At 42.6% G+C, this 24,790-nt stretch carries 21 protein-coding genes; all 21 read right to left on the bottom strand.

Annotated features, from left to right (window positions below):
* Positions 1 to 7: 7 nt before the first annotated feature.
* The gene (gene recN / locus DL92_RS0100700; protein WP_026666617.1) at positions 8 to 1,708 is read right to left on the bottom strand and encodes a DNA repair protein RecN; all 1,701 of its coding nucleotides are present in this window, start codon (positions 1,706 to 1,708) and stop codon (positions 8 to 10) included.
* 16 nt (positions 1,709 to 1,724) lie between these two features.
* Complete coding sequence (gene argR, locus DL92_RS0100695) at positions 1,725 to 2,177, bottom strand: arginine repressor (RefSeq protein ID WP_026655163.1); 453 nt, start codon at positions 2,175 to 2,177, stop codon at positions 1,725 to 1,727.
* 32 nt (positions 2,178 to 2,209) lie between these two features.
* Complete coding sequence (locus tag DL92_RS0100690) at positions 2,210 to 3,061, bottom strand: NAD(+)/NADH kinase (protein ID WP_026655164.1); 852 nt, start codon at positions 3,059 to 3,061, stop codon at positions 2,210 to 2,212.
* 28 nt (positions 3,062 to 3,089) lie between these two features.
* Complete coding sequence (locus tag DL92_RS0100685; protein ID WP_026666616.1) at positions 3,090 to 3,992, bottom strand: TlyA family RNA methyltransferase; 903 nt, start codon at positions 3,990 to 3,992, stop codon at positions 3,090 to 3,092.
* A gap of 6 nt (positions 3,993 to 3,998) precedes the next feature.
* Entirely contained in the window at positions 3,999 to 5,849 is a 1,851-nt protein-coding gene (gene dxs / locus DL92_RS0100680) for a 1-deoxy-D-xylulose-5-phosphate synthase (RefSeq protein WP_026666615.1), read from the bottom strand.
* A 6-nt stretch (positions 5,850 to 5,855) separates the two neighbouring features.
* On the bottom strand, positions 5,856 to 6,800 hold the full coding sequence (locus tag DL92_RS0100675) for a polyprenyl synthetase family protein (RefSeq protein WP_026655168.1): 945 nt from the start codon (positions 6,798 to 6,800) through the stop codon (positions 5,856 to 5,858).
* Positions 6,800 to 7,033 (bottom strand): exodeoxyribonuclease VII small subunit, encoded by a 234-nt coding sequence (gene xseB / locus DL92_RS0100670; protein WP_026655169.1) that lies wholly within the window; start codon positions 7,031 to 7,033, stop codon positions 6,800 to 6,802. The genes DL92_RS0100675 and xseB overlap by 1 nt, the downstream gene beginning before the upstream one ends.
* Before the next feature lie 14 nt (positions 7,034 to 7,047).
* Positions 7,048 to 8,268 carry an exodeoxyribonuclease VII large subunit gene (gene xseA / locus DL92_RS0100665; RefSeq protein WP_026655170.1) on the bottom strand — a complete coding sequence of 407 codons (1,221 nt, stop codon included), beginning with the start codon at positions 8,266 to 8,268 and terminating at the stop codon, positions 7,048 to 7,050.
* Positions 8,258 to 8,659, bottom strand: a complete 402-nt coding sequence (gene nusB, locus DL92_RS0100660) for a transcription antitermination factor NusB (RefSeq protein WP_026514247.1) — start codon at positions 8,657 to 8,659, stop codon at positions 8,258 to 8,260. Before nusB ends, xseA begins: the two co-directional genes overlap by 11 nt.
* Positions 8,660 to 8,684: 25 nt before the next feature.
* On the bottom strand, positions 8,685 to 9,038 hold the full coding sequence (locus DL92_RS0100655) for an Asp23/Gls24 family envelope stress response protein (protein WP_026655171.1): 354 nt from the start codon (positions 9,036 to 9,038) through the stop codon (positions 8,685 to 8,687).
* A 147-nt stretch (positions 9,039 to 9,185) separates the two neighbouring features.
* The gene (locus DL92_RS0100650; protein WP_026666614.1) at positions 9,186 to 10,628 is read right to left on the bottom strand and encodes a transglutaminase domain-containing protein; all 1,443 of its coding nucleotides are present in this window, start codon (positions 10,626 to 10,628) and stop codon (positions 9,186 to 9,188) included.
* A gap of 33 nt (positions 10,629 to 10,661) precedes the next feature.
* Positions 10,662 to 12,539, bottom strand: a complete 1,878-nt coding sequence (locus DL92_RS19920) for a transglutaminase domain-containing protein (RefSeq protein WP_026655173.1) — start codon at positions 12,537 to 12,539, stop codon at positions 10,662 to 10,664.
* A gap of 31 nt (positions 12,540 to 12,570) precedes the next feature.
* The gene (locus tag DL92_RS0100640) at positions 12,571 to 14,175 is read right to left on the bottom strand and encodes a peptide chain release factor 3 (protein WP_026655174.1); all 1,605 of its coding nucleotides are present in this window, start codon (positions 14,173 to 14,175) and stop codon (positions 12,571 to 12,573) included.
* A 165-nt stretch (positions 14,176 to 14,340) separates the two neighbouring features.
* Positions 14,341 to 16,428 carry a polyribonucleotide nucleotidyltransferase gene (locus tag DL92_RS0100635; protein ID WP_026666613.1) on the bottom strand — a complete coding sequence of 696 codons (2,088 nt, stop codon included), beginning with the start codon at positions 16,426 to 16,428 and terminating at the stop codon, positions 14,341 to 14,343.
* 195 nt (positions 16,429 to 16,623) lie between these two features.
* Positions 16,624 to 16,890: a 30S ribosomal protein S15 gene (gene rpsO, locus DL92_RS0100630; protein ID WP_024864377.1), complete on the bottom strand. Its 267-nt coding sequence runs from the start codon at positions 16,888 to 16,890 to the stop codon at positions 16,624 to 16,626.
* A 160-nt stretch (positions 16,891 to 17,050) separates the two neighbouring features.
* Positions 17,051 to 18,610: an ABC-F family ATP-binding cassette domain-containing protein gene (locus tag DL92_RS0100625; RefSeq protein WP_026666612.1), complete on the bottom strand. Its 1,560-nt coding sequence runs from the start codon at positions 18,608 to 18,610 to the stop codon at positions 17,051 to 17,053.
* Positions 18,611 to 19,525, bottom strand: a complete 915-nt coding sequence (locus DL92_RS0100620; protein ID WP_026666611.1) for a bifunctional riboflavin kinase/FAD synthetase — start codon at positions 19,523 to 19,525, stop codon at positions 18,611 to 18,613.
* A gap of 22 nt (positions 19,526 to 19,547) precedes the next feature.
* Positions 19,548 to 20,507, bottom strand: coding sequence for a tRNA pseudouridine(55) synthase TruB (gene truB / locus DL92_RS0100615; protein ID WP_034462003.1), 960 nt, complete (start codon positions 20,505 to 20,507; stop codon positions 19,548 to 19,550).
* Positions 20,508 to 20,583: 76 nt separating this feature from the next.
* Positions 20,584 to 21,534 carry a DHH family phosphoesterase gene (locus tag DL92_RS0100610; RefSeq protein WP_026655179.1) on the bottom strand — a complete coding sequence of 317 codons (951 nt, stop codon included), beginning with the start codon at positions 21,532 to 21,534 and terminating at the stop codon, positions 20,584 to 20,586.
* Positions 21,524 to 21,919 (bottom strand): 30S ribosome-binding factor RbfA, encoded by a 396-nt coding sequence (rbfA, locus tag DL92_RS0100605; RefSeq protein ID WP_026514257.1) that lies wholly within the window; start codon positions 21,917 to 21,919, stop codon positions 21,524 to 21,526. The genes DL92_RS0100610 and rbfA overlap by 11 nt, the downstream gene beginning before the upstream one ends.
* A gap of 11 nt (positions 21,920 to 21,930) precedes the next feature.
* Positions 21,931 to 24,780, bottom strand: a complete 2,850-nt coding sequence (gene infB / locus DL92_RS0100600; RefSeq protein WP_081816794.1) for a translation initiation factor IF-2 — start codon at positions 24,778 to 24,780, stop codon at positions 21,931 to 21,933.
* Between the last annotated feature and the right edge of the window lie 10 nt (positions 24,781 to 24,790).

Raw genomic sequence — 24,790 nt, 5'->3', positions numbered from 1 at the left:
TTGTTCCTCATGCCTTTAATAAAGCTTTTTTCTCAAGAGCCATCTGTTTCATTTCACGTGCATTTAAAAGAGTCGCCTCGGTGAGTTCATCGCCTCCGAGAAGCCTTCCAAGTTCCTTCTCCGACAGCTTTTCGGAAAGAGCGTAAATGGATGTGACCGTCCTTCCACCGTCAAGTCCCTTTTCAATCATATAATGTGTATCCGCCATTGCCGCAATCTGCGGAAGATGCGTGATACAGATTATCTGATGATTTGCTGAAAGTTCTCCGAGCTTTTGTGACACCTTCCATGCCGTTCTTCCGCTTATACCCGCGTCAATCTCATCAAAGATGAGCGTGCTGATATCATCTCTGTCCGCAACAACAGTCTTAAGCGCAAGCATGATCCTAGAAAGCTCACCGCCGCTCGCTATCTGATCAAGCGGTCTGAGCGCCTCGCCGGGATTTGTTGAGATCATAAACTGCGCCTCATCATATCCCCTTGAAGAAATCTTGTCGTCGCTGCTCTCTATATCTATCTCGAATCTGACATCAAGGAAATTCAGGTCGATAAGCGCTTCCTTCAGTTTCTCCTGAAGACTCTTTGCGCCTTCCCTTCTTACCTTTGATATCTTTTCGCAAAGCTCTTTTACCTTGTCAAAACTCTCTTCATAATCCTTCTTAAGTCTGTCTCTGTGCGCATCAAGATCTGATATCGCCTTAAGCCTCTCCTCTTTTTCCTCAAGGCTCTTTAATACCTGTTCAATGCTTCCGCCGTATTTATCCTTAAGATGATTTATAGTATTCAATCTGTCTTCCGTAGTCCTGAACTCTTCGTCGTCGAACTCAAGCCCGTCAAGATAGCCTGAAAGCGCATGATTAAAGTCGGTCAAAAGATTCTCCACATCCGAAAGCTGGGATAAAAGACCTTCCAGCTCGCTGTCATACGAAACAACGGATGTAAGTTCTCTTACAGCCCTTCCGACAGCATCCGAAGCACTCTCTTCCATTTCTCCCGATCCGGTAAGATTAAGCGCGATATTTGCAGCTTCTGATATCTTGCGCCCGTTCACCATTTTCCTATAGGCAGTCTCAAGCTGTTCGTCCTCGCCGATAACAGGCTCGGCCTCTGATATCTCTTTTACCTCATACTCAAGAAGTTCGGTCTCACGAAGTCTGGTATTTTCATCAATATCGGTCTCTGAGAGCTTTTTCTCAAGCTCCTTCATTTTGGAATATTCTTCTGAAAGAAGCTCAAAAAGTCCGTTCAGATCGTCCAAGCAATAATTATCAAGTATCTCTATATGCTTTTTCTTGTGAAGTAGTTCCTGATGGTCGTTTTGCCCGTGAATGTTTATAAGAATATTTGAAATGTCTTTGAGCTGCTTGGCTGTGACAGTTTCGCCGGATACTTTTGAAGTACTCCTGCCCTGCATGATCTTTCTCTGAATAACAAGTGTCCCGTCTTCCTCCACGGGAATCTCAAGTTCTTCCAGGAGTTTCCTCTGAAGATCGTTCTCTACGCCAAACACAAGCTCAACAAGTGCATATTCTTCGCCTGTTCTTATAAGTGAAGGATCCGCCTTTGCTCCGAGAGCAAGATTGACAGATCCGATGACAACAGACTTACCCGCACCTGTTTCTCCGGTCAAAATATTAAGCCCTTTGGAAAACTCAATTTCCTGTTCTTTGATAAGGGCAAGGTTCTTTACATGTAAACTATATAACATATTTCCCCACTCTGTGTTATTGCTGCATCATTTCATGAAGTCTTTCCATGACATTCATTGCTTCCGCTTTGCTCTTTATTGCGATCATAATGGTATCATCGCCCGCGATACATCCGACTATCTCCTTAAACTCCAATGAATCTATAGCCGTAGCAAGTGCCATAGCCATTCCGGAAACAGTCTTTACAACAAGGAGATTCTCCGCAACATCCATGCTCAAAAATCCGGCTCTCAAAACGCTGACATACTTGCTCTGCATAACTTCAGGTCCGGCAGTCGTATATACATATTTGGAAATACCTTCTTCGTTTACCTGCTTGGTAAGCTTAAGTTTCCTGATATCTCTTGAGACAGTAGCCTGCGTAACCTTGTATCCCTCCTGATTTAAAAGAGATACCAGCTGTTCCTGCGTCTCTACCACGTTTTTTGCAATGACTTCGATAATCTTATCTTGTCTGTTCTTTTTCATCGTCGGACAATCATCCCCCAATCTCTTTTTTATTACATACTGAATTTTTTACCCAGAACTTCCAAAAAGCTTACTCTGTTAAATTTAACAATCTTGGTTATCTTCTTTGATTTATTGATCACCATCTTATCTCCGGCATTAAGCTCGATTGCTCCGCTGCCGTCATAAGCAGCGACCACCTTGGGATTGCGTTTGCCGCGTCCCGGAAGGAGTTCAACTTCAATCTTTGCATCTGCCGAAAGCACCATACTTCTCGAATTGAGCGTATGCGGACATATTGGTGTTAAAAGAATCATATTAGCCGAGGGCTCCACAATAGGGCCTCCTGCTGACATATTATATCCTGTAGAACCGGTCGGAGTCGAGATGATAATTCCATCGGCATGGTAGCTGTAAAGCAAAAGGTCATTTACATAAATATTGTAATCTATGGCCTGTATATCCGAAGCCCTGCTTATTACAATGTCATTCAGAGCATAATCTTTTCTGTCTCCTATGACACCACGAAGCATCATCCTGTCTTCAACATAATAATCGCCTGCCAAAAAACGTGACATAGCCTCGTCAATGCCGCTCTTTTCAACTTCGGCAAGATATCCCAAAGTTCCGAGATTGACACCCAGAAGCGGTATATCCTGAAACGCAACGCTTCTTGCCGCTTGGAGCATGGTTCCGTCTCCTCCGAGAACAATACAGCAATCCGTATCTTCAGGAATATAACTCATAAATTCTCTGCCGATGGCATTTGATTCTTTTGAAAGCCCGGTGGCACAATCCGCTACAACGCACTGTTTACCGTGACTAATAAGATAGTCCTTGATATGACCGGTAACTTCAAGGTTCAGGTCTTTACTCTTATTCGTAACAATACAAAACCGTTCCATATCTTCTCCCGCCGCATAACTTGATGACTTAATTGTCTAATTTGCCATGCGCCCTCATGACAGTCTCGGAAATAAGCTTCTCCATCTCAGGAGTATGTGAGAATCCATCTCCTCTTACTTCTGTCTCTTTTAAGATTTTTTCACCCTCTGCCTCCGTAAGTTCCATAACTCTCTCATCGGCATCGGGATTTTTTCTTATATGTATAAGATACTCAATATTTCCCTCAGGTCCCTTTATAGGGGAAAAATCAAGATGCAAAACTTCAAATCCCGCTATATCCACAAAATCCGTGATCCTGTGGACCACTTCTTCGTGTACCTTAGGCTCTCTTACAACACCTTTTTTACCGACTTTTTCCTTGCCTGCTTCAAACTGGGGCTTAATAAGGCATACCATTTCGCCCCCGTCTTTCAGAAGCTTTCTGGCAGGAAGAAGTATCTTCGTAAGTGAGATAAAAGAAACATCACATGACGCAAAATCAAGATCGTCATCAATATCGTTTCTTACCATATATCTGAAATTGGTCTTCTCCATGCAAACGACTCTGTCATCGTTTCTAAGCTTCCAGTCAAGCTGTCCGTGTCCGACATCTACGGAATACACCTTGCTGGCGCCGTTCTGGAGCATACAATCCGTAAAGCCGCCTGTAGAAGCACCTATATCCATGCAGATCTTCTTTTCCAAAGAAAATCCGAAATTATTGACTGCTTTCTCAAGCTTCAGTCCGCCTCTGCTGACGTAAGGAAGAGTATCACCCTTTACTTCAAGAGTCTTTATCTTGCTCTCCTCAAAGGTGGTTCCGGGCTTATCCTCCCTCTGTCCGTTTACAAAAACGTCACCTGCCATTATAAGTGTTTTTGCTTTTTCTCTGGAAACGGCAAGTCCTCTGTTTACAAGAAGGACATCCAGTCTTTCCTTTTCTTTTGCCATATATCATTACCTGTGCAATTCATTCATAATTCTTTCTGCGATAGAATCTGCATCTATCTTAAGCTCACTTCTGAGCTTGTCGACACTTCCGTGTGTAACGAACTGATCGGGGATCGCAATATTAAGCACACTCGCATCAATTCTGTTTGTATCGACATATTCTCTGACTTTCTCACCAAAGCCGCCTGTAAGGACATTCTCCTCCATTGTGACAAAGAGCTTGTGGCTGTGTGAAGCCGCCTTGATGTAATCAGTATCTATAGGCTTGTAAAAGCGTGCATTTACAAGACTGCAGTTAAGCCCTCTGTCTTTAAGGATCTTACGCACTTCCTCGCCTATCTTTACCATAGGTCCGAGTGCAAGAAGACAGATGTCTTTCTCTTCATAAAGTGGTTCGCACTTACCAAGCTTTACGGGTGCCCTGAAATCTTTGAGCCCGTCGTAAGCATTTCCTCTCGGATATCTGACTGCGATCGGCATATCAAAATCTACCGCAAACTTAAGCATATCCGAAAGCTCCCATTTATTCTTGGGCGCCATTATGTGCATATTCGGCATCGATGAAAGGAATGCGACATCAAAAATACCCTGGTGGGTCTCTCCGTCGCTTCCGACAAGTCCCGCTCTGTCAATTGCAAAGACAACCGGGAGTTTCTGAAGACATACATCCTCAAGTATCTGGTCATACGCTCTCTGAAGGAATGATGAATAAACCGCAAATACAGGCTTATATCCTCCTGCTGCCATTCCTGCCGCAAATGTTACCGCATGTTCCTCTGCAATTCCCGCATCGATAAATCTGTCGGGATACATGTTTCTGAATCTCTTAAGTCCGGTTCCGTCCGCCATTGCCGCAGTGATCGCTGCAACCTTGGCATTTCTCGCACCGAGCTTACACATTACAGTGCTGAAAATGTCCTGATAATTGGCTGTGGTTCTGGGATTTCTCGGAAGTCCGTTCTCAACGATAAACGGCTCGGTTCCGTGGAATCTTGCAGGATGTCTCTCTGCAGGGCCGTATCCCATACCTTTCTTGGTCATAACATGTATCATAACCGCTTTCTTGACCTTTTTAGCCTCTTTTATGGTCTTCTCAAGGCTTGCGACGTTATGTCCGTCTACGGGGCCCAGATAAGTAATTCCAAGATTCTCAAATACCATTCCCGGTACAAAGAGCTGTTTGAAACTGTTCTTAGCCCTTCTGATACCGTTTACAACCTTGTGATTACTGCTAAGCTGTGCATAAATATCCTCTTTGAGGTTAAGATATCCGTCTGCCGTACGAACGCTGTTGAGGTATTTCTTCATTCCTCCGACGCTCTCCGAAATGGACATCTCATTGTCATTTAAGATAATGATAAAGTTTGTCTCAAGTTTTGATGCGTTATTGAGCGCTTCATAGGCAAGTCCGCCCGTAAGCGATCCATCGCCGATAACAGACACAACGGTATAATCCTCTCCCATAAGGTCTCTTGCCTTTACCATACCAAGTCCGGCCGATATGGAAGTCGAACTGTGTCCCGTATCAAAACAATCCGTACTGCTCTCACATCTTTTGGGAAATCCGCTGAGTCCCCCAAACTGCCTGAGTGTATCAAATTTATCTTTTCTACCGGTAAGAATCTTATGTGTATATGCCTGATGGCCTACATCCCATATAATCTTGTCCTTTGGAAGGTCAAGTGCCAAATGAAGTGCCATTGTAAGTTCGACCGCACCCAGATTGGACGCAAGATGTCCACCTGTTTTTGAGATGGTCTCGATCAAAAAATGGCGTATTTCCCCTGCTAGTTCCTGATATCTCTGCTGGGGTATTTTCTTTATATCACCGGTTTTATTTATTAGTTCAAGTAACATAACATATCATTTCCTTCTGTGGATCAGAGAATCAAACAGATTACCCAAAAAAGAATCCTCAAATCCCTGTTTTTTCAAAATCTCCTCTGCCATTTCAGACAGTTCTTTTACCTTTGCCGATGCAGCCTCCATGCCGTTAAGGCTTACATACGTGCTCTTATTGTTCTTCTCATCGGAGCCCACAGGCTTTCCAATCTCTTCCTGATCTCCGATTATATCAAGAATATCATCCTGAATCTGGAATGCTATTCCGACGCAGCTTCCGGCTTTCTCCATAGCTGCAACGGAATCCTTTGAGGCTCCGCCCAGGATTGCGCCGACCATAAGACTGCTCTCAATAAGCGCTGCAGTTTTATTTTCGTCTATATATGAAAGTATATCACTCATCTCGTCTTTTGGAACACCGGTCGCATTCTCAGCCATTATATCCGCACACTGACCGCCGACCATTCCATATATTCCGGCCTTTTTTGACAAGACTTTAAGCGCTGCAAAATATCTGTTGTCTGTATCTCCGTCATAAGAGGATAGCTTTTCCCCTGCAACTGCGCCGTTTATCGCTGTCTCAAAAGCAAAGTTGAGCAGCGCATCGCCCGCAAGCGTTGCCATTCCCGCGCCATATACGGCGTGTGTTGTCTTTCTTCCCCTTCTGTATTCATCGTTATCCATTGCAGGAAGATCGTCATGTACAAGAGAATACGTATGTATCATCTCCATTGACGCCATGAAAGGCTCTACCACCGCCTCATCGGCATCTTCACCTGCAAAAAGTTTATATGATTCAAGCATCATGACAGGTCTGAGTCTCTTTCCGCCTGCCAAAAGACTGTAATTCATAGCCTCGATTACTTTCTTTGCATATCCTTCTTCTTTCGGAAGAAACTTCTTTAATATCTCTTCCACATGCTCAGCTCTCTTTGAAAGCTCGGCATTAAAATCATTTTGTGACATTAATCAAAATCCTCCAGACTGCCATCCGTTGCAATTTTCTGTACTTTTTTCTCTACGCTCTCGATCATCTCATGACACTGCTTTATAAGTGTCATTCCTTCCTGATATTCTTTAAAAGAATCATCAAGAGATATATCATCTTTTTCAAGCGCCTGTATCTTTTCTTCTATCTTGGAAAAAGCTTCCTCGACAGATATGTTATTTTTTTCTTTCTGTTCCTTTTTGGCAGCCATAAAACATCTCCCTGTTATATGTTACTTCTGTCTATAGCGGTAGTTTCTGTAGCCTCCGCCTTTATAACTCCGTCGGTTACATATATTGATAATTCATCGCCTTTCTTTACCTGATTAATGCTGCGAACATTCTTACCGTTTTCATCCGCTGTGTACGAATATCCTCCCATAAGCCTTTCAAGCGGCGACAAACCCTTTAATTTCTGTGCATCGACCATGAATCTGTTACGCGCTTCCATGATCTTTCTGTCCATGAGAGTCTGAATCGCATCCTGCAACTTATCCATTCTGAGAAGCTTTTCCTTTATTCTGCCCATCGGACTTAAGTGCCTTAAACTGTCGGCGTACTTTGCCTCTTTTAGCTTAAGTGTACCGATTACCCTGTTCATACTCTTTTGCAGCGTATAAGAATAGTCTTCGAGATCCTGCACAAATCTTCTATACTCAAACACTGCAATCTCAGCTGCCGCTGAAGGTGTAGGTGCTCTTCTGTCCGCCACGTAATCGGCTATTGTTGTATCAGTTTCATGTCCGACTGCTGAAATGATTGGAACAGGGCAATTAAATATTGCTTCCGCAACAATTTCCTCATTAAAAGCCCATAAATCTTCGATAGAACCTCCGCCACGTCCGACAATGATAACATCAGTCTGCATTTCCGATAAAGTCTCGATTCCTCTGACTATGCTCTCGGCAGCCTGATCTCCCTGTACGATGGCAGGATAAAGAATAATCTGAATATGTGGATTTCTGCGGGTGGCAACATTGATAATATCCCGCACAGCCGCTCCCGTAGAAGCAGTAACTACGCCAAGAGTTTTTATATATGTCGGAATGGGCTGCTTGTATTCATCAGCAAACATTCCGGATTCCGCCAATCTCTTCTTTAACTCTTCATATTTCTCAAAAAGAGCTCCTTCGCCGTCAAGTTCGATATTTCTGGCATAGAGCTGATATTTGCCATCTCTTTCATATACATCAACAGTTCCGGAAACTTTGACCTGCTGCCCTTCCTTCATCTGAAACTTAAGGCCGCCCCTGTCTCTGTCTCCGCGAAACATTACACAAGAAATGGCACCACCCGAATCCTTCATCGTAAAATAGATGTGTCCCGAAGAGTGGTACCTGCAATTACTGATCTCCCCTTTGACTGTGATCGATCTCAAAAGGAAATCCTGAGTAAACATGTTCTTTATATAGGCATTAACTTGTGTGACTGTATATTCACTCCGCAAATTTAGCTAACACTCCATTCACAAAGGCGGGTGAACCGTCCTGTCCAAATTTCTTTGCAAGTTCAACTGCCTCATTGATAGCAACTCCGGTAGGAACAGAATCATCGTGCTTAATCTCGTATACGGCAAGCCTTATTATTGTAAGCTCAACCTTGGCCATACGATCTGTGTCCCAGCCCTTTGTCTTCTCATTGATAGCCTTGTCGATATCATCGAGTTTCTCGGCTATCTTCTCATATTTTTCTCTGATATAATCAGCATCTTGTTTGGAAAAATCGTCGTCACTTGTTGAGGTAAAAAGCTCCTCCTGTTCAGGCATTTCTTCCATAGGGTTAAATTCAACACGAAAGAGCAGTTTAAATACCTGCTCTCTCAGTAAGCTTCTGTTCATCATTCTTCTCTCACTCTGATATTTTTTATGCTTTTGGCATTGTAATGCCGGCAATCCTAACATTTACGTCAGTAACTTCAAGACCTGTCATGTTCTCAATAGCTGTCTGAACACGAGTCTGAGCCTGCTGACATGTAGCAGGAATATTGTATCCGTAAGACATCATAAGGGAAAGATCAACTTTCACCTGAGTCTGTCCCACTACAACCTTGGCTCCCTTCGCAAGATTTTTGCGACTTACCTTTTCAAGTACATCGCTTGTATAATTACCTGCCATGGCGGATACACCGTCAACTTCAAGAGCTGCAAGGGCTGCTATTCTGGCTAAAACGTCATCGGCAATCTTTACTGCTCCGATTTCCGCAAGTTCTTTTCCCATATTACTTTCACCTCATATTAAGTCTTTCTACATAGTATACCACACTTCTCAGTTAAATAAATAATTTCCTACGATATTAAAGCACAGAAAAACATTGTTGGCATTAACGATATTACCGCTAATACCAACAATGTTATAGTTTACCTGTCACAACCAGAAAATAATTGTCTTGGTTTCTTCAAATGTCGTATAACGAACATTTTTCTTGTTATCTTTGTCGTAGCCGCCTCTGAGATAATCAAATACGGCTCCTTTCGATACCAATTTATCCAATAACAGATTATATACATCTTCCGTTGCGCATTTTATCGTAACATTTTCGCTTCCTTCACTGTAGCGTCTGTCAAACAGTTCTCTGACATGTTCAAGATCGTCATTATTAAAATAGGCGCCTTCTCTCACATAGTAGTTGTCCGCCATGCTATTACATTCAGGAAGTGCAATAACATCCGAAAACTTATGATTGCTCAATATATTCTCTGTTGTAACACAAAGATATTCGTAATTTACTCTCGGAAGGTTTGTAACATTTTCACTATCGCTGCTTACCGTCTGATATGAAGAATCACCCCATGTAGTGTCAATATAATAATATTTTCCATTACATTGCACCAGATTCCACGAGTGTTTTGCATCTGAAGTTGTTCTTGTATCTACCGTTCCGGAAACAGTTATGCACTCAATACCAAGCTTATTCAGCAAATACTGCGTAGCCTTGGCATATCCGCTACATACACTCTCTCCTCCGATAAATACAGAGCAAATATTCTGGTTATCAGGCGCTCCGGACACATAGTCCGTTTTCGCGATAATATACTCATAAATATACTTGATCTTTAAATAATCATCGCCGGATGAAGGTGCACCCGAAATGCACTCATTCACGTATTTATCAATCTTTTTCTTTCTTTGGGCAACTTCCTTAAGGTCATAGGTATATTGACCCGAAAAAGCCATTTTCTCAGTGACATCACCAACAGTATACCTTTTAAAAGAATAGCCTTCCACCCAGAATATTTCAGGATGGTCGATCATCAGATAATTAAAAACTATATCTATTGCCTGTTCACTTGTTGTGGAAACATATACCTCTTCGGACTCTTTTGTAAGAACCAGATACAGTTCGGCATAAAGAGTTCTGCCCGCCTCGGTAAGCTTGTCATAAGCATAGTTTCCTTCCTGCTCTTTCATGACCTTTTTCAAATTTTCATCGGTAAGTCCCGCTGCTTCACGAACTTTTTTTACATCACCGTCCGTGTCCGTATCAAAGAACTTTTTGTAGAATGATGAAAAGTCGAAGTTTTCAGGGTCTTTTATCTTACTGGATATCCCTGAATCCAAAGAATCACTACCTTCTTCCGCTGCTTCGTCGGCGGCCTCTTTATCCTCTGAAGCAGTTTCATCTGACTCTAGAAATGTCGAATCGTCATAATCGTAATCCGACAGATCAAATGTTTTCAGTAATTCATCAATGTCAAAATACTCACAACCACACAAAAATGTAGATGCTATAGCAACCGTGGCAATAACCACAACCATTTTTGCATGTATGCCTTTAAACTTTATCTTATTAACCAAGATATTTTTCAAAATGTCCCCTCACCTACGCCATATTATTCTGCTTTAATTAAGCCAGATGGCAATAGTATTACTATCTTCGAAAAGCGTATATGAAAGCTTCTTATCACCCTGAAGGTAATCATATACAGCTCCATCTTTTATAAGCTGTTCATACAGTGAATTATATGTATCCTTAGATTCACATTTTACTGTAACATTATCGCTTCCCGATTCATATTCCTGTGCGAAAATTTCTTCCACCTGAGTGAGATTCGGGCTTTCCATGTAACGGTTTTCCCTTACATAGTAGCTATCCTTTGTACTTGTACAATCAGGATAATCAATTCTGTCAGAAAGCTTGTGATTGACACTCATTGCTGCTTCTGTAGCGCACAGATAATCATAATTGATTCTGGGCCTTCCATCGCGTGAAGTTATTCCTGTATCTCCCCAGGTTGTATCCATGTAATAATAATCACCGTTACATCTTACAAGGTTCCACGCATGAAGTCCAGGACTTCCGGATCCGTTATCAGCCATTCCTGTAACGTATGTACACTTAATTCCAAGTTTATTAAGCAAATACTGCGAAGCTCTTGCATATCCGCTACAAACTGTCTTTCCGTTAAGGAATACAGAGCAAATATTCTGATTGTCAGGAGCTCTGAGATCATACTCAGTATTAGCTATTAGATAGTCATAAATATATTTTACGACAAAATATTCATCTTCAGTTGAAGGTGCACCTGCAAGACATGTATCGATATATCCCTGCATCTTTGCCTGCCTATTTGCAACTTCATTTAAATCATATGTATAAACTCCTGTAAAAGCAAGCTTATCAATTCCTCCGTTATTTGTAAAATGTTTTACATAACGGTAGCCGTTCACCCAGAATATCTCCGGATGATCCATCATTAGATAATCAAAAGCGAGCTGTATTGCATTTGGATCTCTTGTAGAAACAAATATTTCATTTGCCTCTTTATTGATAATCTGAAGAAGTTCAACATAAAGAGTCTTTCCCGCATCACTTAATCTGCTGTATGCGTAATAACCTTCCTGCTGCTTCTTAAGCTCGTCAATGCTTGCATCGGTAATTCCTGCAGCTTCACGATTCTTTCTTGTATAATCATCGTCAAAGCCTCTGTATGAAGCTTCATACGCTGCATCCATCTTAGGTCTTCCGTCATCCGGAAGCGGTTCGCCACCATTCTGGTCGCTGACATTGCCCTTGGAATCGTCAGGCTTATCTGAGCTATCCTCATTGTTTGCACTGTCAGTGTCTTCTTTATTGGCCTCATCATTTTTATCAGTGTCTTGTTCACTGTCAGTGTTTTCTGTAGAATCTCTGTTCGGATCGCAATCCTTATTTTGATCGGTATCTTTCTTCCTATCGTCACCGGTATCTTTTTCTTTATCTTTGTCACATTCTGTGCTCTGATCACCGGCATCATCCTTGTTACAATCTTTGTCTTTGTTACAGTCGCTGTCTTTATCACAGGTACTGCCGTCATTGCAATCATTGTTATTGCAATCTTTGTCTTTGTTGCAGTCAAAATTAAGATCTAAATCGGAAAACTTATCATCATCAGAATCATCTTTCTTCCCCTCGTCAGAATTATCTTTAGATGAATCATCGAGCTGATTCAGGAGATCACTTATATCTTCCAGATCATCCGTAGATATATCATTCTCGTCAAGAATCTTTGAAATATCAATGTCTTTATCTGTGTCTATATCTTCAAGCAGGTCATAATATGCTTCCATATCACTGTAATCACATCCACATAAAGACATTGATGTTGCTGCTACAATTCCGAACACTGTTGCGTATCTTAATAATTTGCAACTTATTTCTTTCGTCCATATTAAGTTTTTCTTAACTATTAAATCATAATTTTCCTCATTTTTTCTCTTTCCTCTTAAGCGTATCCTCAATAAATTACCCCCGTTGTGTTGCTTGTACTACTTAGTTTCTCTTAAATTCTGAAAGTTTTAATCCCTCATTTCTTTCCATTGTCATTCCAACACTCCATTCGTTAACAAATAAAAGGAGTGGTCTGTCATGCATATCTTTTATCTTTTTCATGTCAGAAGTGCCGATAATAGAGGCCATATCTATGTTATCGTTGTCCACCCATCTGATGTGTTCGTATGGAAGATTTTCTAGAATGATATCTACATTGTACTCGCTTTGTAACCTAAATTTCAAGACATCAAATTGAAGAATTCCTACAACTCCAACAATTATTTCTTCCAAACCCGTGTTAAACTCTTGAAATATCTGGATTGCACCCTCTTGAGCAATTTGTGAAATTCCTTTAACAAATTGTTTACGTTTCATTGTGTCGACCTGACGAACTCGTGCAAAATGTTCCGGAGCGAATGTTGGGATACCCTGATAAACAACATTATCCTTAGGCATGCAAACAGTATCTCCGATAGCAAATATACCCGGATCGAATACGCCCATGATATCTCCGGCATATGCCTCGCTAAGAATTTTTCTCTCATCAGCCATAAGCTGCTGAGGCTGTGAAAGGCGCATAACCTTTCCACTCTGGACATGCTTAACTTCCTTATTTGCATCATATCTTCCCGAACAGATTCTCATAAATGCCACTCTGTCTCTGTGAGCTTTATTCATATTGGCCTGAATCTTAAATACAAATGCAGTAAAGTCTCTTTCAAGCGGATCGATCATTTCGCCGTCTGCAGACGAACGTCCCATAGGAGGAGTAGCCATCTTAAGGAAATGATGCAAAAAGAGTTCAACACCGAAGTTCTGAAGAGCAGATCCGAAGAATACGGGGGTAAGTTCTCCCTTTCTGACTCTCTCAAGGTCATATTCAGCTCCTGCCCCATCCAAAAGCTCAATCTCACCCTGAAGTTTCTCAAATGCATCGTTTCCGACAAGTGATTCTATTCCTGCCTTATCGGTAAGATCTATAATTGTCTCCTTGCCTTCTTTTGTACCCTTCTGGGTATCTGAGAAAGTAACGATATGTCCTTCTCTTCTGTCATATATTCCCTTGAAGTTCTTACCTGAACCGATTGGCCAGTTCATAGGGCAAGTTGCGATTCCAAGGTTATTCTCGATATCATCAAGAAGATCGAATGTATCCATTGCATCACGGTCAAGCTTGTTGATAAAAGTAAAGATCGGAATATGGCTCATAGCGCAGACTTTAAAGAGTTTTCTTGTCTGTGCCTCAACGCCCTTACTTGCATCAATTACCATGACAGCAGAATCCGCAGCCATAAGTGTTCTGTATGTATCCTCAGAGAAATCCTGGTGGCCCGGTGTATCAAGAATGTTTATGCAACATCCCTCATAATTAAACTGAAGTACAGAAGAAGTAACAGAAATACCACGCTGTTTCTCGATTTCCATCCAGTCAGATACGGCATGTCTGGCAGTTGCTTTTCCCTTAACGCTTCCCGCCATATTGATCGCACCACCGTAGAGAAGGAATTTCTCCGTAAGTGTTGTCTTACCTGCGTCAGGGTGGGAAATAATCGCAAATGTACGTCTCTTGTTTATCTCATTGATTGTTTCTTTTGTATTGCTCATCTTTTCCTCTACTCAACATGAGGTCGGCATGAATTAACATCCCGACCTCATAAATCTGTTTATTCTATAGTTTCTTTTTACAAGGACATAAGGAGGTTCTGCTCTCGCACGAAGTGCTCGCCAGAACAAGCTTCACACTAGACTCGATAATACCTCGTCAAGTTTTCAGTCTTTAGCGTCCTTGATTGAGAAGCTGATTCTTCCCATCTTATCCTTGCCAAGGCATACAACCTTAACTGTATCACCAAGTGTAAGAACATCCTCTACGCGGTCGATTCTCTCCTTTGAAATCTTGCTGATATGAACCATACCCTCTTTTCCGGGAGCGAACTCAACGAATGCACCAAACTCTTTAATGCTTATTACCTTTCCTGTAAAGGTCTGGCCTTTCTCGAAGTCAGTAACAATGATATTTACCATATCGATTGCCTGCTGGAGCTTCTCCTGGTCTTCTCCGCATACAGAAACCTTACCGTCATCGGTAATATCAATCTTAACGCCTGTGCGCGCAATAATCTCGTTGATTGTCTTTCCTCTCTGTCCGACAACATCACCGATCTTCTCGGGATCGATCTGAACGGATACGATCTTGGGAGCATACTTTGATACTTCCTTACGAGGCTCGGCAATAGCCTTGCTCATGCACTCGTCCATGATGAAGAATCTTGCCTCGCGGCACTGCTCGATAGCTGTCTCAACGATAGGCTTTGTAAGGCCGTGAATCTTGATATCCATCTGGATAGCTGTGATACCGTCTTTTGTACCTGTTACCTTGAAGTCCATATCTCCGAAGAAGTCTTCAAGTCCCTGGATATCTGTAAGTACGATGAAATCATCGTCTGTATCGCCTGTTACAAGACCGCAACTGATACCTGCAACCATCTTCTTGATGGGAACACCTGCAGCCATAAGTGACATACATGATGCGCAAGTTGAAGCCATTGATGTAGATCCGTTTGACTCAAATGTCTCTGATACGCAACGGATTGCATAAGGGAATTCTTCAGGACTTGGAAGAACGGGAAGAAGTGCTCTCTCTGCAAGTGCACCGTGTCCGATCTCTCTACGTCCGGGTCCTCTTGAAACCTTTGTCTCACCTACTGAATAAGCAGGGAAATTGTACTGGTGTACATATCTCTTATCTGAAGCGAACTCATCAAGTCCCTCAACCTTCTGTGCCTCTGAAAGAGGTGCAAGTGTTGTAACGTCACAGATCTGTGTCTGTCCACGAGTGAACATAGCACTTCCGTGTACTCTGGGAATGATGTCAACCTCAGCTGCAAGAGGTCTGATCTGCTTGATATCACGTCCGTCAGGTCTCTTGTGATCCTTAAGGATCATCTTACGAACTGTCTTCTTCTCATACTGGTAAATAGCCTCACCGAGAATTGCAAGCCATTCTTCGTTCTCTGCAAACTTCTCTGTAAGCTTATCTGTAATCTCTGCGATATTGTTCTCTCTTGTCTGCTTATCGTCTGTAAATACAGCCTTTTCCATCTCCTCGGGAGGAACAACCTCTTTGATTGCGGCAAAGAGCTCTTCAGGAACAGCACAGCTTGTATACTCATGCTTGGGCTTACCGATCTCTGCTACGATTCCCTTGAAGAATTCGATAATCTGAAGGTTTACATCATGAGCCTTGTAGATAGCTTCCTTCATCTTCTCTTCAGGAATCTCGTTTGCTCCGGCCTCGATCATGATAACCTTCTGTCCTACTGATGCAACAGTAAGCTTAAGGTCACCTGTATTCCACTGCTCCTGTGTAGGGTTGATGATAAGCTCACCGTCAACCATACCAACCTGCGTCATAGCACAAGGGCCGTCGAAAGGAATATCCGAAATTGATACAGATACAGATGCACCGAGCATAGCTACAAGTTCAGGTCTGCACTGATTGTCAACTGCCATTACCATAGTCTCGATCGTAACGTCGTTTCTGTAATCCTTAGGGAAAAGAGGACGCATAGGACGGTCGATAACACGGCTTGTAAGAATAGCGTTCTCAGAAGGCTTACCCTCTCTCTTGTTATATCCGCCGGGGAACTTGCCCACTGCATAGAATTTCTCACTGTATTCAACACTCAGAGGGAAGAAATCGATTCCTTCTCTGGGCTTTGCAGATGCTGTAGCTGTACAAAGAACTGTTGTGTCACCATACTGCATAAATGCGCATCCATTAGCTTGTTTACCTACTTTGCCGATCTCTACTTTAAGAGTACGTCCGGCAAGATCCATTGTGTAAGTCTTAACCATTTTAATCTCCTTCACTCACATTAAATAATAATATGATACGTGGGTTTCAAGGTCATAATATGCGCCTCGCAAGAATCGAACCGTATATTATAACTTTGAAAGCCCTAGATCATATTACAACGCATGTACCAAACATTAATAAAGACGGAATAAGCCGATTTGCATCAGCCTCATCCCGCCTTTCTGTTTTACAGATTACTTTCTCAAACCAAGATCTGCGATAAGCTTACGGTAAGCTTCGATGTCCTTCTTCTTAAGGTATCCAAGAAGGCTACGTCTCTGACCAACCATCTTAAGAAGACCTCTTCTTGAGTGGTGATCCTTAGGGTTCTTCTGAAGGTGAGCGTTGAGCTCCTGAATTCTCTCTGTAAGAATTGCAACCTGAACTTCCGGTGAACCTGTATCTCCGGCTTTTCTCGCAAACTTGTTGATAACTTCTGTTTTCTTCTCTTTTGTGATCATTTTTTCACTCCTTAAAATATTTTATGAATCCGCCCGATACACAGACAAGGGTTGGAGTATCCCATATCCGAGTATAGGTAGTTCTGTTGATGTGCCTAAGATTGGTAGGCAACTAAGTTATATTAGCATATATATTCTTTTATGTAAAGTCATTATCGGATTACAGACGAGTTGTCCACTTTGAACAGTCTAAAACCTCCGTGGCAAGCCCATCGTAAAAATCAGGCTCATGGCATACCATCAGAATGCTGCCCTTGTACTCCGAAAGTGCTCTCTTAAGCTCTGTCTTTGCATCAACGTCAAGATGGTTCGTAGGCTCATCAAGAACAAGAAGATTTGATTCCCTGTTTATGAGCTTACAAAGTCTTACTTTCGCCTGCTCTCCTCCGGAAAGCACCTTACACTTGCTTTCTATGTGCTTGGTCGTAAGTCCGCATTTTGCAAGAGCCGAGCGAACCTCATACTGCGAAAATCCCGGAAATTCGTTCCAGATTTCCTGCATACATGTAGTTTCGATATCAGGCGACATCTCCTGCTCAAAATAGCCTATCTCAACGTTTTCTCCAAGTTCTACGGAGCCTTCAAGCGCAGGAATAAGACCGAGAATACTCTTTAAAAGAGTTGTCTTTCCGATTCCGTTTGCACCCGTAAGAACAATCTTTGAATTGCGCTCCATAGTTATGTTAAGAGGCGATGAAAGAGGATCGTCATAGCCTATAACAAGGTCTTTTGTCTCAAATATAACTTTACCCGGAGTCCTTGCAACCTTGAAATTAAGCTCAGGCTTCGGCTTTTCTTTTACCATCTCGATTATATCCATATTATCGAGCTTCTTCTGCCTTGCCATCGCCATATTTCTGGTAGCGACTCTTGCTTTGTTTCTCGCAACAAAGTCCTTGAGGTCGGCAATCTCCTGCTGCTGTCTGTTATATGCGGCTTCTCTCTGAGCTTTTTTCATCTCATAGACTTCCATGAACTTGTCGTAATCGCCCACGTATCTGTCAAGAGAATGTGTCTGACCGTCCATGTGGTAAATGATGTTTACCACACTGTTAAGGAACGGTATGTCATGGGATATGAGGATAAAAGCGTTCTCATAATCCTGAAGATATCTTGTAAGCCATACGATGTGCTCCGCATCAAGATAGTTCGTAGGCTCGTCAAGAAGAAGGATATCGGGCTTTTCAAGAAGGAGCTTGGCAAGAAGGATCTTTGTCCTCTGTCCTCCCGAAAGTTCCGTTACATCCCTGTCAAGGCCAAGATCAAGAAAGCCCAGCGCCCTTGATACCTCTTCTATCTTGGAATCTATCAGGTAAAAATCATGATTTGTAAGAAGATCCTGAATTGTTCCAAGCTCTTCCATATACTCTTCAAGTGTCTTTTCATCCGCTTCAGCCATTGCATCGCAGATCTCATTCATTCTGCGCTCCATCTCATAAAGCGGCTCATATGCGGAAGCGAGAACGTCGCGTATGGTCATTCCCTGCTTTAGCTCCGCGTGCTGGTCAAGATAACCTACTTTCACATTTTTTGCCCAATCTATCTTTCCGGCATCAGGCATAAGTTTTCCGATAATAATATTCATAAAGGTGGACTTTCCCTCGCCGTTTGCTCCGACAAGTCCAATGTGCTCACCCTTTAACAATCTGAAAGACACATCATCAAAAATGGCTCTGTCTCCGAAGCCATGTGTGAGATGCTCAACATTTAAAATACTCACTTAAAAACTCCTCACTGCATTTTTTATATCTTGCTGAATCTGTAATTTCAGCTGTTCCATATTTTCAAACTTTATCTCGGGTCTTACAAAGCTGTGGAGCACAACTTCTATATATTCCCCGTACACATCGCGGTCAAAATCATATATATATGTCTCGACGCCAACCTTTTCTTTTTCCGAAACCGTTGGCTTGCGCCCTATATTTGTCATTCCTTTGAACTCATTCTTCCCTATCTTGACCGTACTTGAATACACTCCGTAGGGAGGAAGAAGTTTCATTGAAGGAGGAAGGATATTCACCGTAGGCACGCCAATCGTATGTCCCAGATGATTTCCGTGTTCAACGATTCCGGAAATCGAATACTTCGTTCCAAGAAGCCTTTCGGTGAGATCCATATCCCCGTCAGATACGGCATTTCTGACTCTTGTAGAGCTCACTTCTTCGCCGTCGACCTTCACCTTATCAATAATGCAAAGTTCATACGAAAGCTCTTTTCCAAGTCGCTCAAGGAGCTTACTGTCGCCTTTTCCCTTATTGCCAAAAGAAACATCACTTCCCGCCGCGATAAAACCGGCATTAAGTTCATCCACAAGTATTCTTCTGACAAACTCCTCAGGATCCGTCGCAGCAGTCGCATCATTAAGCGGAAACATCACAAGGATGTCCACTCCAAGCTCCTGAAACGCCTTAAGCTTTTCTTCACGTGTAAAAAGCTGCGGTACGGAGTGTCCTACAAAAAACTCCTCAGGAGAAGGATCGAACGTAAACACAGTTGCCTTAAGTCCATCCTTCTTCTTTTCAAGAATCCTGGAAAGAAGTTCCTTATGTCCCACATGTATACCGTCAAATTTTCCTATTGCTACCGCAGTTTTTTCGCGGATATTCAATTTATCAAGTTCAGTTATTATCTTCATTTCGATCCGATATCCGTTCCGATTATTTTTCAAAAAAGAATTTATCTACGTTAAACATACCCGTCTTGGCACTGAATGTATATATCCCAAAGAAAACATCATCCTCCGAATATACTCTGAACTTATTGCCCTCGGAAAACATCTCTTTTTCAAATTCCTTGTCATTTACGCCCTCGGGATCTTCATTTACGATATTATTCCTCCTGAAGCTGTTTCCGTTCTCTAAAAGCGTTCTGGCGGCGTTTTTCACATGTATTTTATCAAGATCCCTGAAAATATATTCAGGCGACTGTATGATCTCGGGAAGCGTTCCCGCATCCCTCATATTCTCAATCTGAGAAAGGGTCACAGCAGTATCAAGAGTAAATGCTCCTACTCTCGTTCTTGTAAGATGCTGCATTGCCGCACCGCATCCGAGTCTGAGGCCGATGTCATGGCAAAGAGTCCTTATATATGTTCCCTTGCTGCACTTAACTTCTATTGTGAAAAGGCCATCCGAATCAATATGCGAATCATCAAGAACCGATATCGCGGATATGTGGACTTTTCTAGGTTTACGTTCAACCTCAATGCCTTCTCTCGCAAGCTCATAAAGCTTTCTTCCGTCTTTCTTAATAGCGGAATACATGGGGGGAATCTGATCGTAATCGCCGATAAATGCTTGCACCGCTTCGTGTACCTGTTCTTTTGTAACTTTGACGTCCAATGTCTCCAAGATGTTCCCTGACATATCCTGGGTATCAGTGGTTACTCCGAGCCTGCAGACGGCAATGTACTCCTTGTCATGATCTGTAAGCATCTCGACAAGCTTGGTGCCCGTTCCGAGGCATACAACAAGAACGCCCACCGCGTCAGGATCAAGAGTCCCCGTATGGCCGATCTTTTTTTGCTTAAGTATTCCTCTTAACTTTGCAACCACGTCATTTGAAGTAAATCCGGGTTCTTTATAGATATTTATAAGTCCGTTGTAATTACTTTTCATATTCTCCCGTGCTCTCAAAAAGGTACCCCTAAATGCAATCTTTATGGGTACCTTTTTCGTTTAATACAATATGTTCTCACTCTTCAAGCTGATGCTGAACATATTTCATTATATTGTTTATTACATCATGATAAGTTCCGTTTACGCTGCATCCTGCCGCTCTCTGATGACCACCGCCACCAAATATCGCTGCAACCTTGGCTACATCGACAGCGCCGTTACTGCGAAGGCTGACCTTATATTCCAAAGGAGCCAGCTCATAAGCAAAAATCGAACAATCAACTCCGATGGTGAGAAGCATCTGACTTACTATACCATCAAGATCGCTTGATTCAGCGCCGTAGAAATCCATTGTCTGCTTAGAGATAACAGATACGATACATCTTCCGTCAAGAAGACGAATGCTCTCTAAAAGCGCTCTTCCAAGTATCTGGTTCTGAAGATAAGTCTTTTCATAAAAAACATGGTCGATAAGACTTCCGAAATCAAAACCGTAAGCTATGAGTTTTGCCGCAATCTCCATTGTCTTCGGAGATGTGTTTGAATATTTGAAGACTCCCGTGTCAGTAACCATTCCGGTATAAATAGCCTTAGCTATCTCAACATCCATGCGCTCTTTATCAAGAACGTCATAAACAAGCTCACAAGCAGAACTTGCTGTAGGAACAACGTAATTTGCATCACCTGTTCCGGGATTACTGATGTGATGATCTATATTTACCGTCTTTTTTGCAGAATCAAAAAACTTCTCCGCGCCGCCTGTGCGCTCTTTTCCGCAATCAAGCGCAATAAACAGATCGTAGCTTTCAACTTCCGAAACAAAATCATTGTTTATCTTGTCGGAATCTTTGATAAATGTAAGCTCCTGAGGTATTTTTTCAAGAAAAACATCCACCTTGATATTCGGATAATTCTTTCTGAGGTAAAGATACATACTCATACATGACCCAACACAGTCTCCGTCAGGTCTCACATGTCCGCTGATTCCAACTGTACCGACATTAGTCAAATAATCATCAATCCTCATCGATTTCCTCTCCGCGAGCAATCTTTGCTTCATTATCCTTTGCTGTTACTTCATCAATCTTCTTGGACATATTGATTGCATATTCAATGGAGTCATCCATGATAAAGCGAAGCTCGGGCGTATATCTCATATTGAGCTCTTTTGCCAGAGTACTTCTGATATATCCCGCTGCGCTCTTAAGTCCGGCTTCGGTTCTCTCCCTATCCTCATCATTTCCCATTACAGTGACCCAGACCTTACATGTCTTAAGGTCCGGAGCAACTTCAACATCCATTACGGATGTCATGGGACTGATTCTGGGATCTTTGCTATATCTGATAGCTTCGGATATAACTTTCTGAACCTCACCGTTTATTCTTTTATTTTTATTGCTGTTCTTTCGCATTTTTACCTTTCTTATGTTCTGGGTACTTCCACCATCTCGTAAGCTTCTACAAGATCACCTTCGTGAATCTGATCAAAGCCGTCAAATACAAGACCGCACTCGAAGCCTTCCTTAACTTCCTTGACATCGTCCTTGAATCTCTTAAGGGATGCAAGATCACCTTCGAAGATTTGCTCACCATCTCTGGAAATACGAACCTTGCAATTTTTCTTAATGATACCGTCCTTAACGAAGGAACCTGCGATATTTCCGACCTTAGAAGCCTTGAATATCTGTCTGACTTCGGCATGTCCGGTAACTCTCTCTTCGAAGATAGGAGCAAGCATACCCTTCATGGCAAATTCGATTTCTTCGATTGCCTGGTAGATAACCTTGTAAAGCTTGATCTCTACGCCTTCGTGCTCTGCCATGCTCTTTGCTGTCGCATCGGGACGAACGTCAAATCCGATGATGATAGCACTTGAAGCTGCGGCAAGAGTTACGTCAGACTCATTGATGGCACCAACACCGCCGTGAATAACCTTAACAACAACTTCCTCGTTTGAAAGCTTAAGGAGGCTCTGCTTAAGTGCCTCTACGCTACCCTGAACGTCTGCCTTGATAATAATATTGAGTTCCTGAAGTCTTCCTTCCTCAATCTTGGAGTACAGATCGTCAAGTGACATCTTAGCCTTTGTCTCTTCGATAAGGTCTTTCTTATGCTGCTGAAGGTATGTGTTGGCATACTGCTTAGCCTGCTTGTCAGTCTCATGTCCGAGGAATACTTCACCTGCGTTTGGAACATCTGAAAGGCCAAGAATCTCAACAGGCTGTGAAGGAAGTGCTTCCTTGAGCTTGTTGCCCTTATCGTCAACCATCGCTCTAACCTTACCTGAGCTTGCACCGGCTGAAATGAAGTCACCAACGTGAAGTGTACCCTTCTGAACAAGTACGTTTGCAACAGGTCCGCGACCCTTATCAAGTCTTGCCTCAAGTACGAGACCTCTTGCTTCTCTGTCAGGATTAGCCTTGAGCTCGAGAATATCAGCTGTAAGAATGATAGTCTCAAGAAGCGTCTCAATTCCCTCTCCGGACTTAGCTGAAACGGGAACAAATTCTGTTGTTCCGCCCCAATCTGTTGAAATAAGGCCATATTCAGTCATTTCCTGCTTAACCTTATCGATATTTGCATTAGGCTTATCTATCTTATTAACTGCTACGATAATCTCAACTTCAGCTGCCTTGGCATGGTTGATAGCCTCAACAGTCTGTGGCATTACACCATCATCGGCAGCAACAACAAGAACTGCGATATCTGTTGATGTAGCACCTCTCATACGCATTGCAGTGAATGCTTCGTGACCGGGAGTATCAAGGAATGTGATCTTCTGGTCATTTACAGATACAGTGTAAGCACCGATTCTCTGTGTGATACCGCCTGCCTCTCTGTCTGTAACGCTTGTCTTACGAATAGCATCAAGAAGTGAAGTCTTACCATGGTCAACGTGACCCATTACGCAGACAACAGGAGGTCTCTTCTTAAGTGTCTCTTCTGCGTCCTCATCCTCTTTAAGAAGCTCCTCGATAATATCAACGGGAATCTCCTTCTCACAGATGATGTCATATTCGATAGCTATATTCTCGGCCTCTTCATAAGTAAGCTCTGTATTAACGGTAGAAATCTGACCTGCCATAAAGAGCTTCTTGATGATTACTGAAGGCTGCATCTTCATCTTCTCAGCAAGTTCCTTGATGGAAACCTTCTCAGGAATTGAGATAACCTTGATCTGCTCTTCGGGTTCTTCAACCTTCTTAACTTCAGGCTTGATGAATCTGCCGACTCTCTTACTTCTCGGCATCATCTCTTCCTGCTCGTATGCAAGATCCTTCTTGTTTCTCTTATCCTTTTCCTGACCGATTCTTCTTCTCTCGTCGTCTCTGCGACCTGAGTTTTCTTTCTGAGGTGCATCGGCAAATCCGCCTCTTGCGCCCTTATCAAACTTATTTCCGGCAAACTTATTGTTGTCGCCCTTGCCCCTGAACTTACCGTTCTGAGCATTGTTTCCGTTATTGTTGTCCCTGCGTGGACCGTTACCCTGAGCATTGTTGTTTCTGGGCCCGCCCTGAGCACCGTTTCTGTTCTGGAATGAATTTCTGTCTCCGTTCTGACGAGGAGTTCTGTTATCTCTTCTGTCGGCACCGTTTCTGTTATTGTTCTGTGCAGGAGCCGCATTTCTCTCTGCGGGTCTTTCTGTTTTCTCCTTAACGGGTGCCTTTACCGGCTGCTTATTCTCAACAGCAGTCTCCTTAGGCTTAACAGCCTGTGTCTCCTGTTTTGCGGGAGCTTCCTGCTTGGCAGATGCCTGCTTCTGAACCGGAGTCTTGGAAATAGAACTGTTTCCGTAACTCTCGAGCTGAGAAGGTGCAGTTAAAGGCTTAATGGGATGATAAACATTCTGTGACTGAGCAAAAGTTCCTCTTCTGTTGTTCTGATTACCGGAATTTCTGTTGTCACGTCTCTGGTTGTTATTTCCCGCATTATTGTTATTCTGGTTCTGATAGCCGCCCATCTTGGAATTTCCGGCATTTGTAACCATTATGATCTTTTTCTTTTTCTTAGGTGCATCACCTGAAGCACTCTGATCGGACGCGCCTTTTGCAGATGCGTCTGTCTTAGCAGGCTTAGCTTCCTTATTGGCATTGGAGGGTGCATCATTTGCACTCTTTTTGCCGAAATGCTTTCTTGCAATTTCCGCCTCATTGTCATCAATCGAGCTGTTCGAACGCTTCGCCTCTATTCCCTTTTCCTGCAAAAAGCTAAGCAGTGCTTTTCCTTCACACCCAAGCTCTGTTGCAAGTTCAGATATCTTAATTTTTGCCATTCACATTTCC

This window comes from Butyrivibrio sp. AE2005 (genome assembly GCF_000686965.1).
Classification (GTDB): Bacteria; Bacillota; Clostridia; order Lachnospirales; family Lachnospiraceae; genus Butyrivibrio; species Butyrivibrio hungatei_A.
This window is presented reverse-complemented; position numbering and strand designations above follow the sequence as displayed.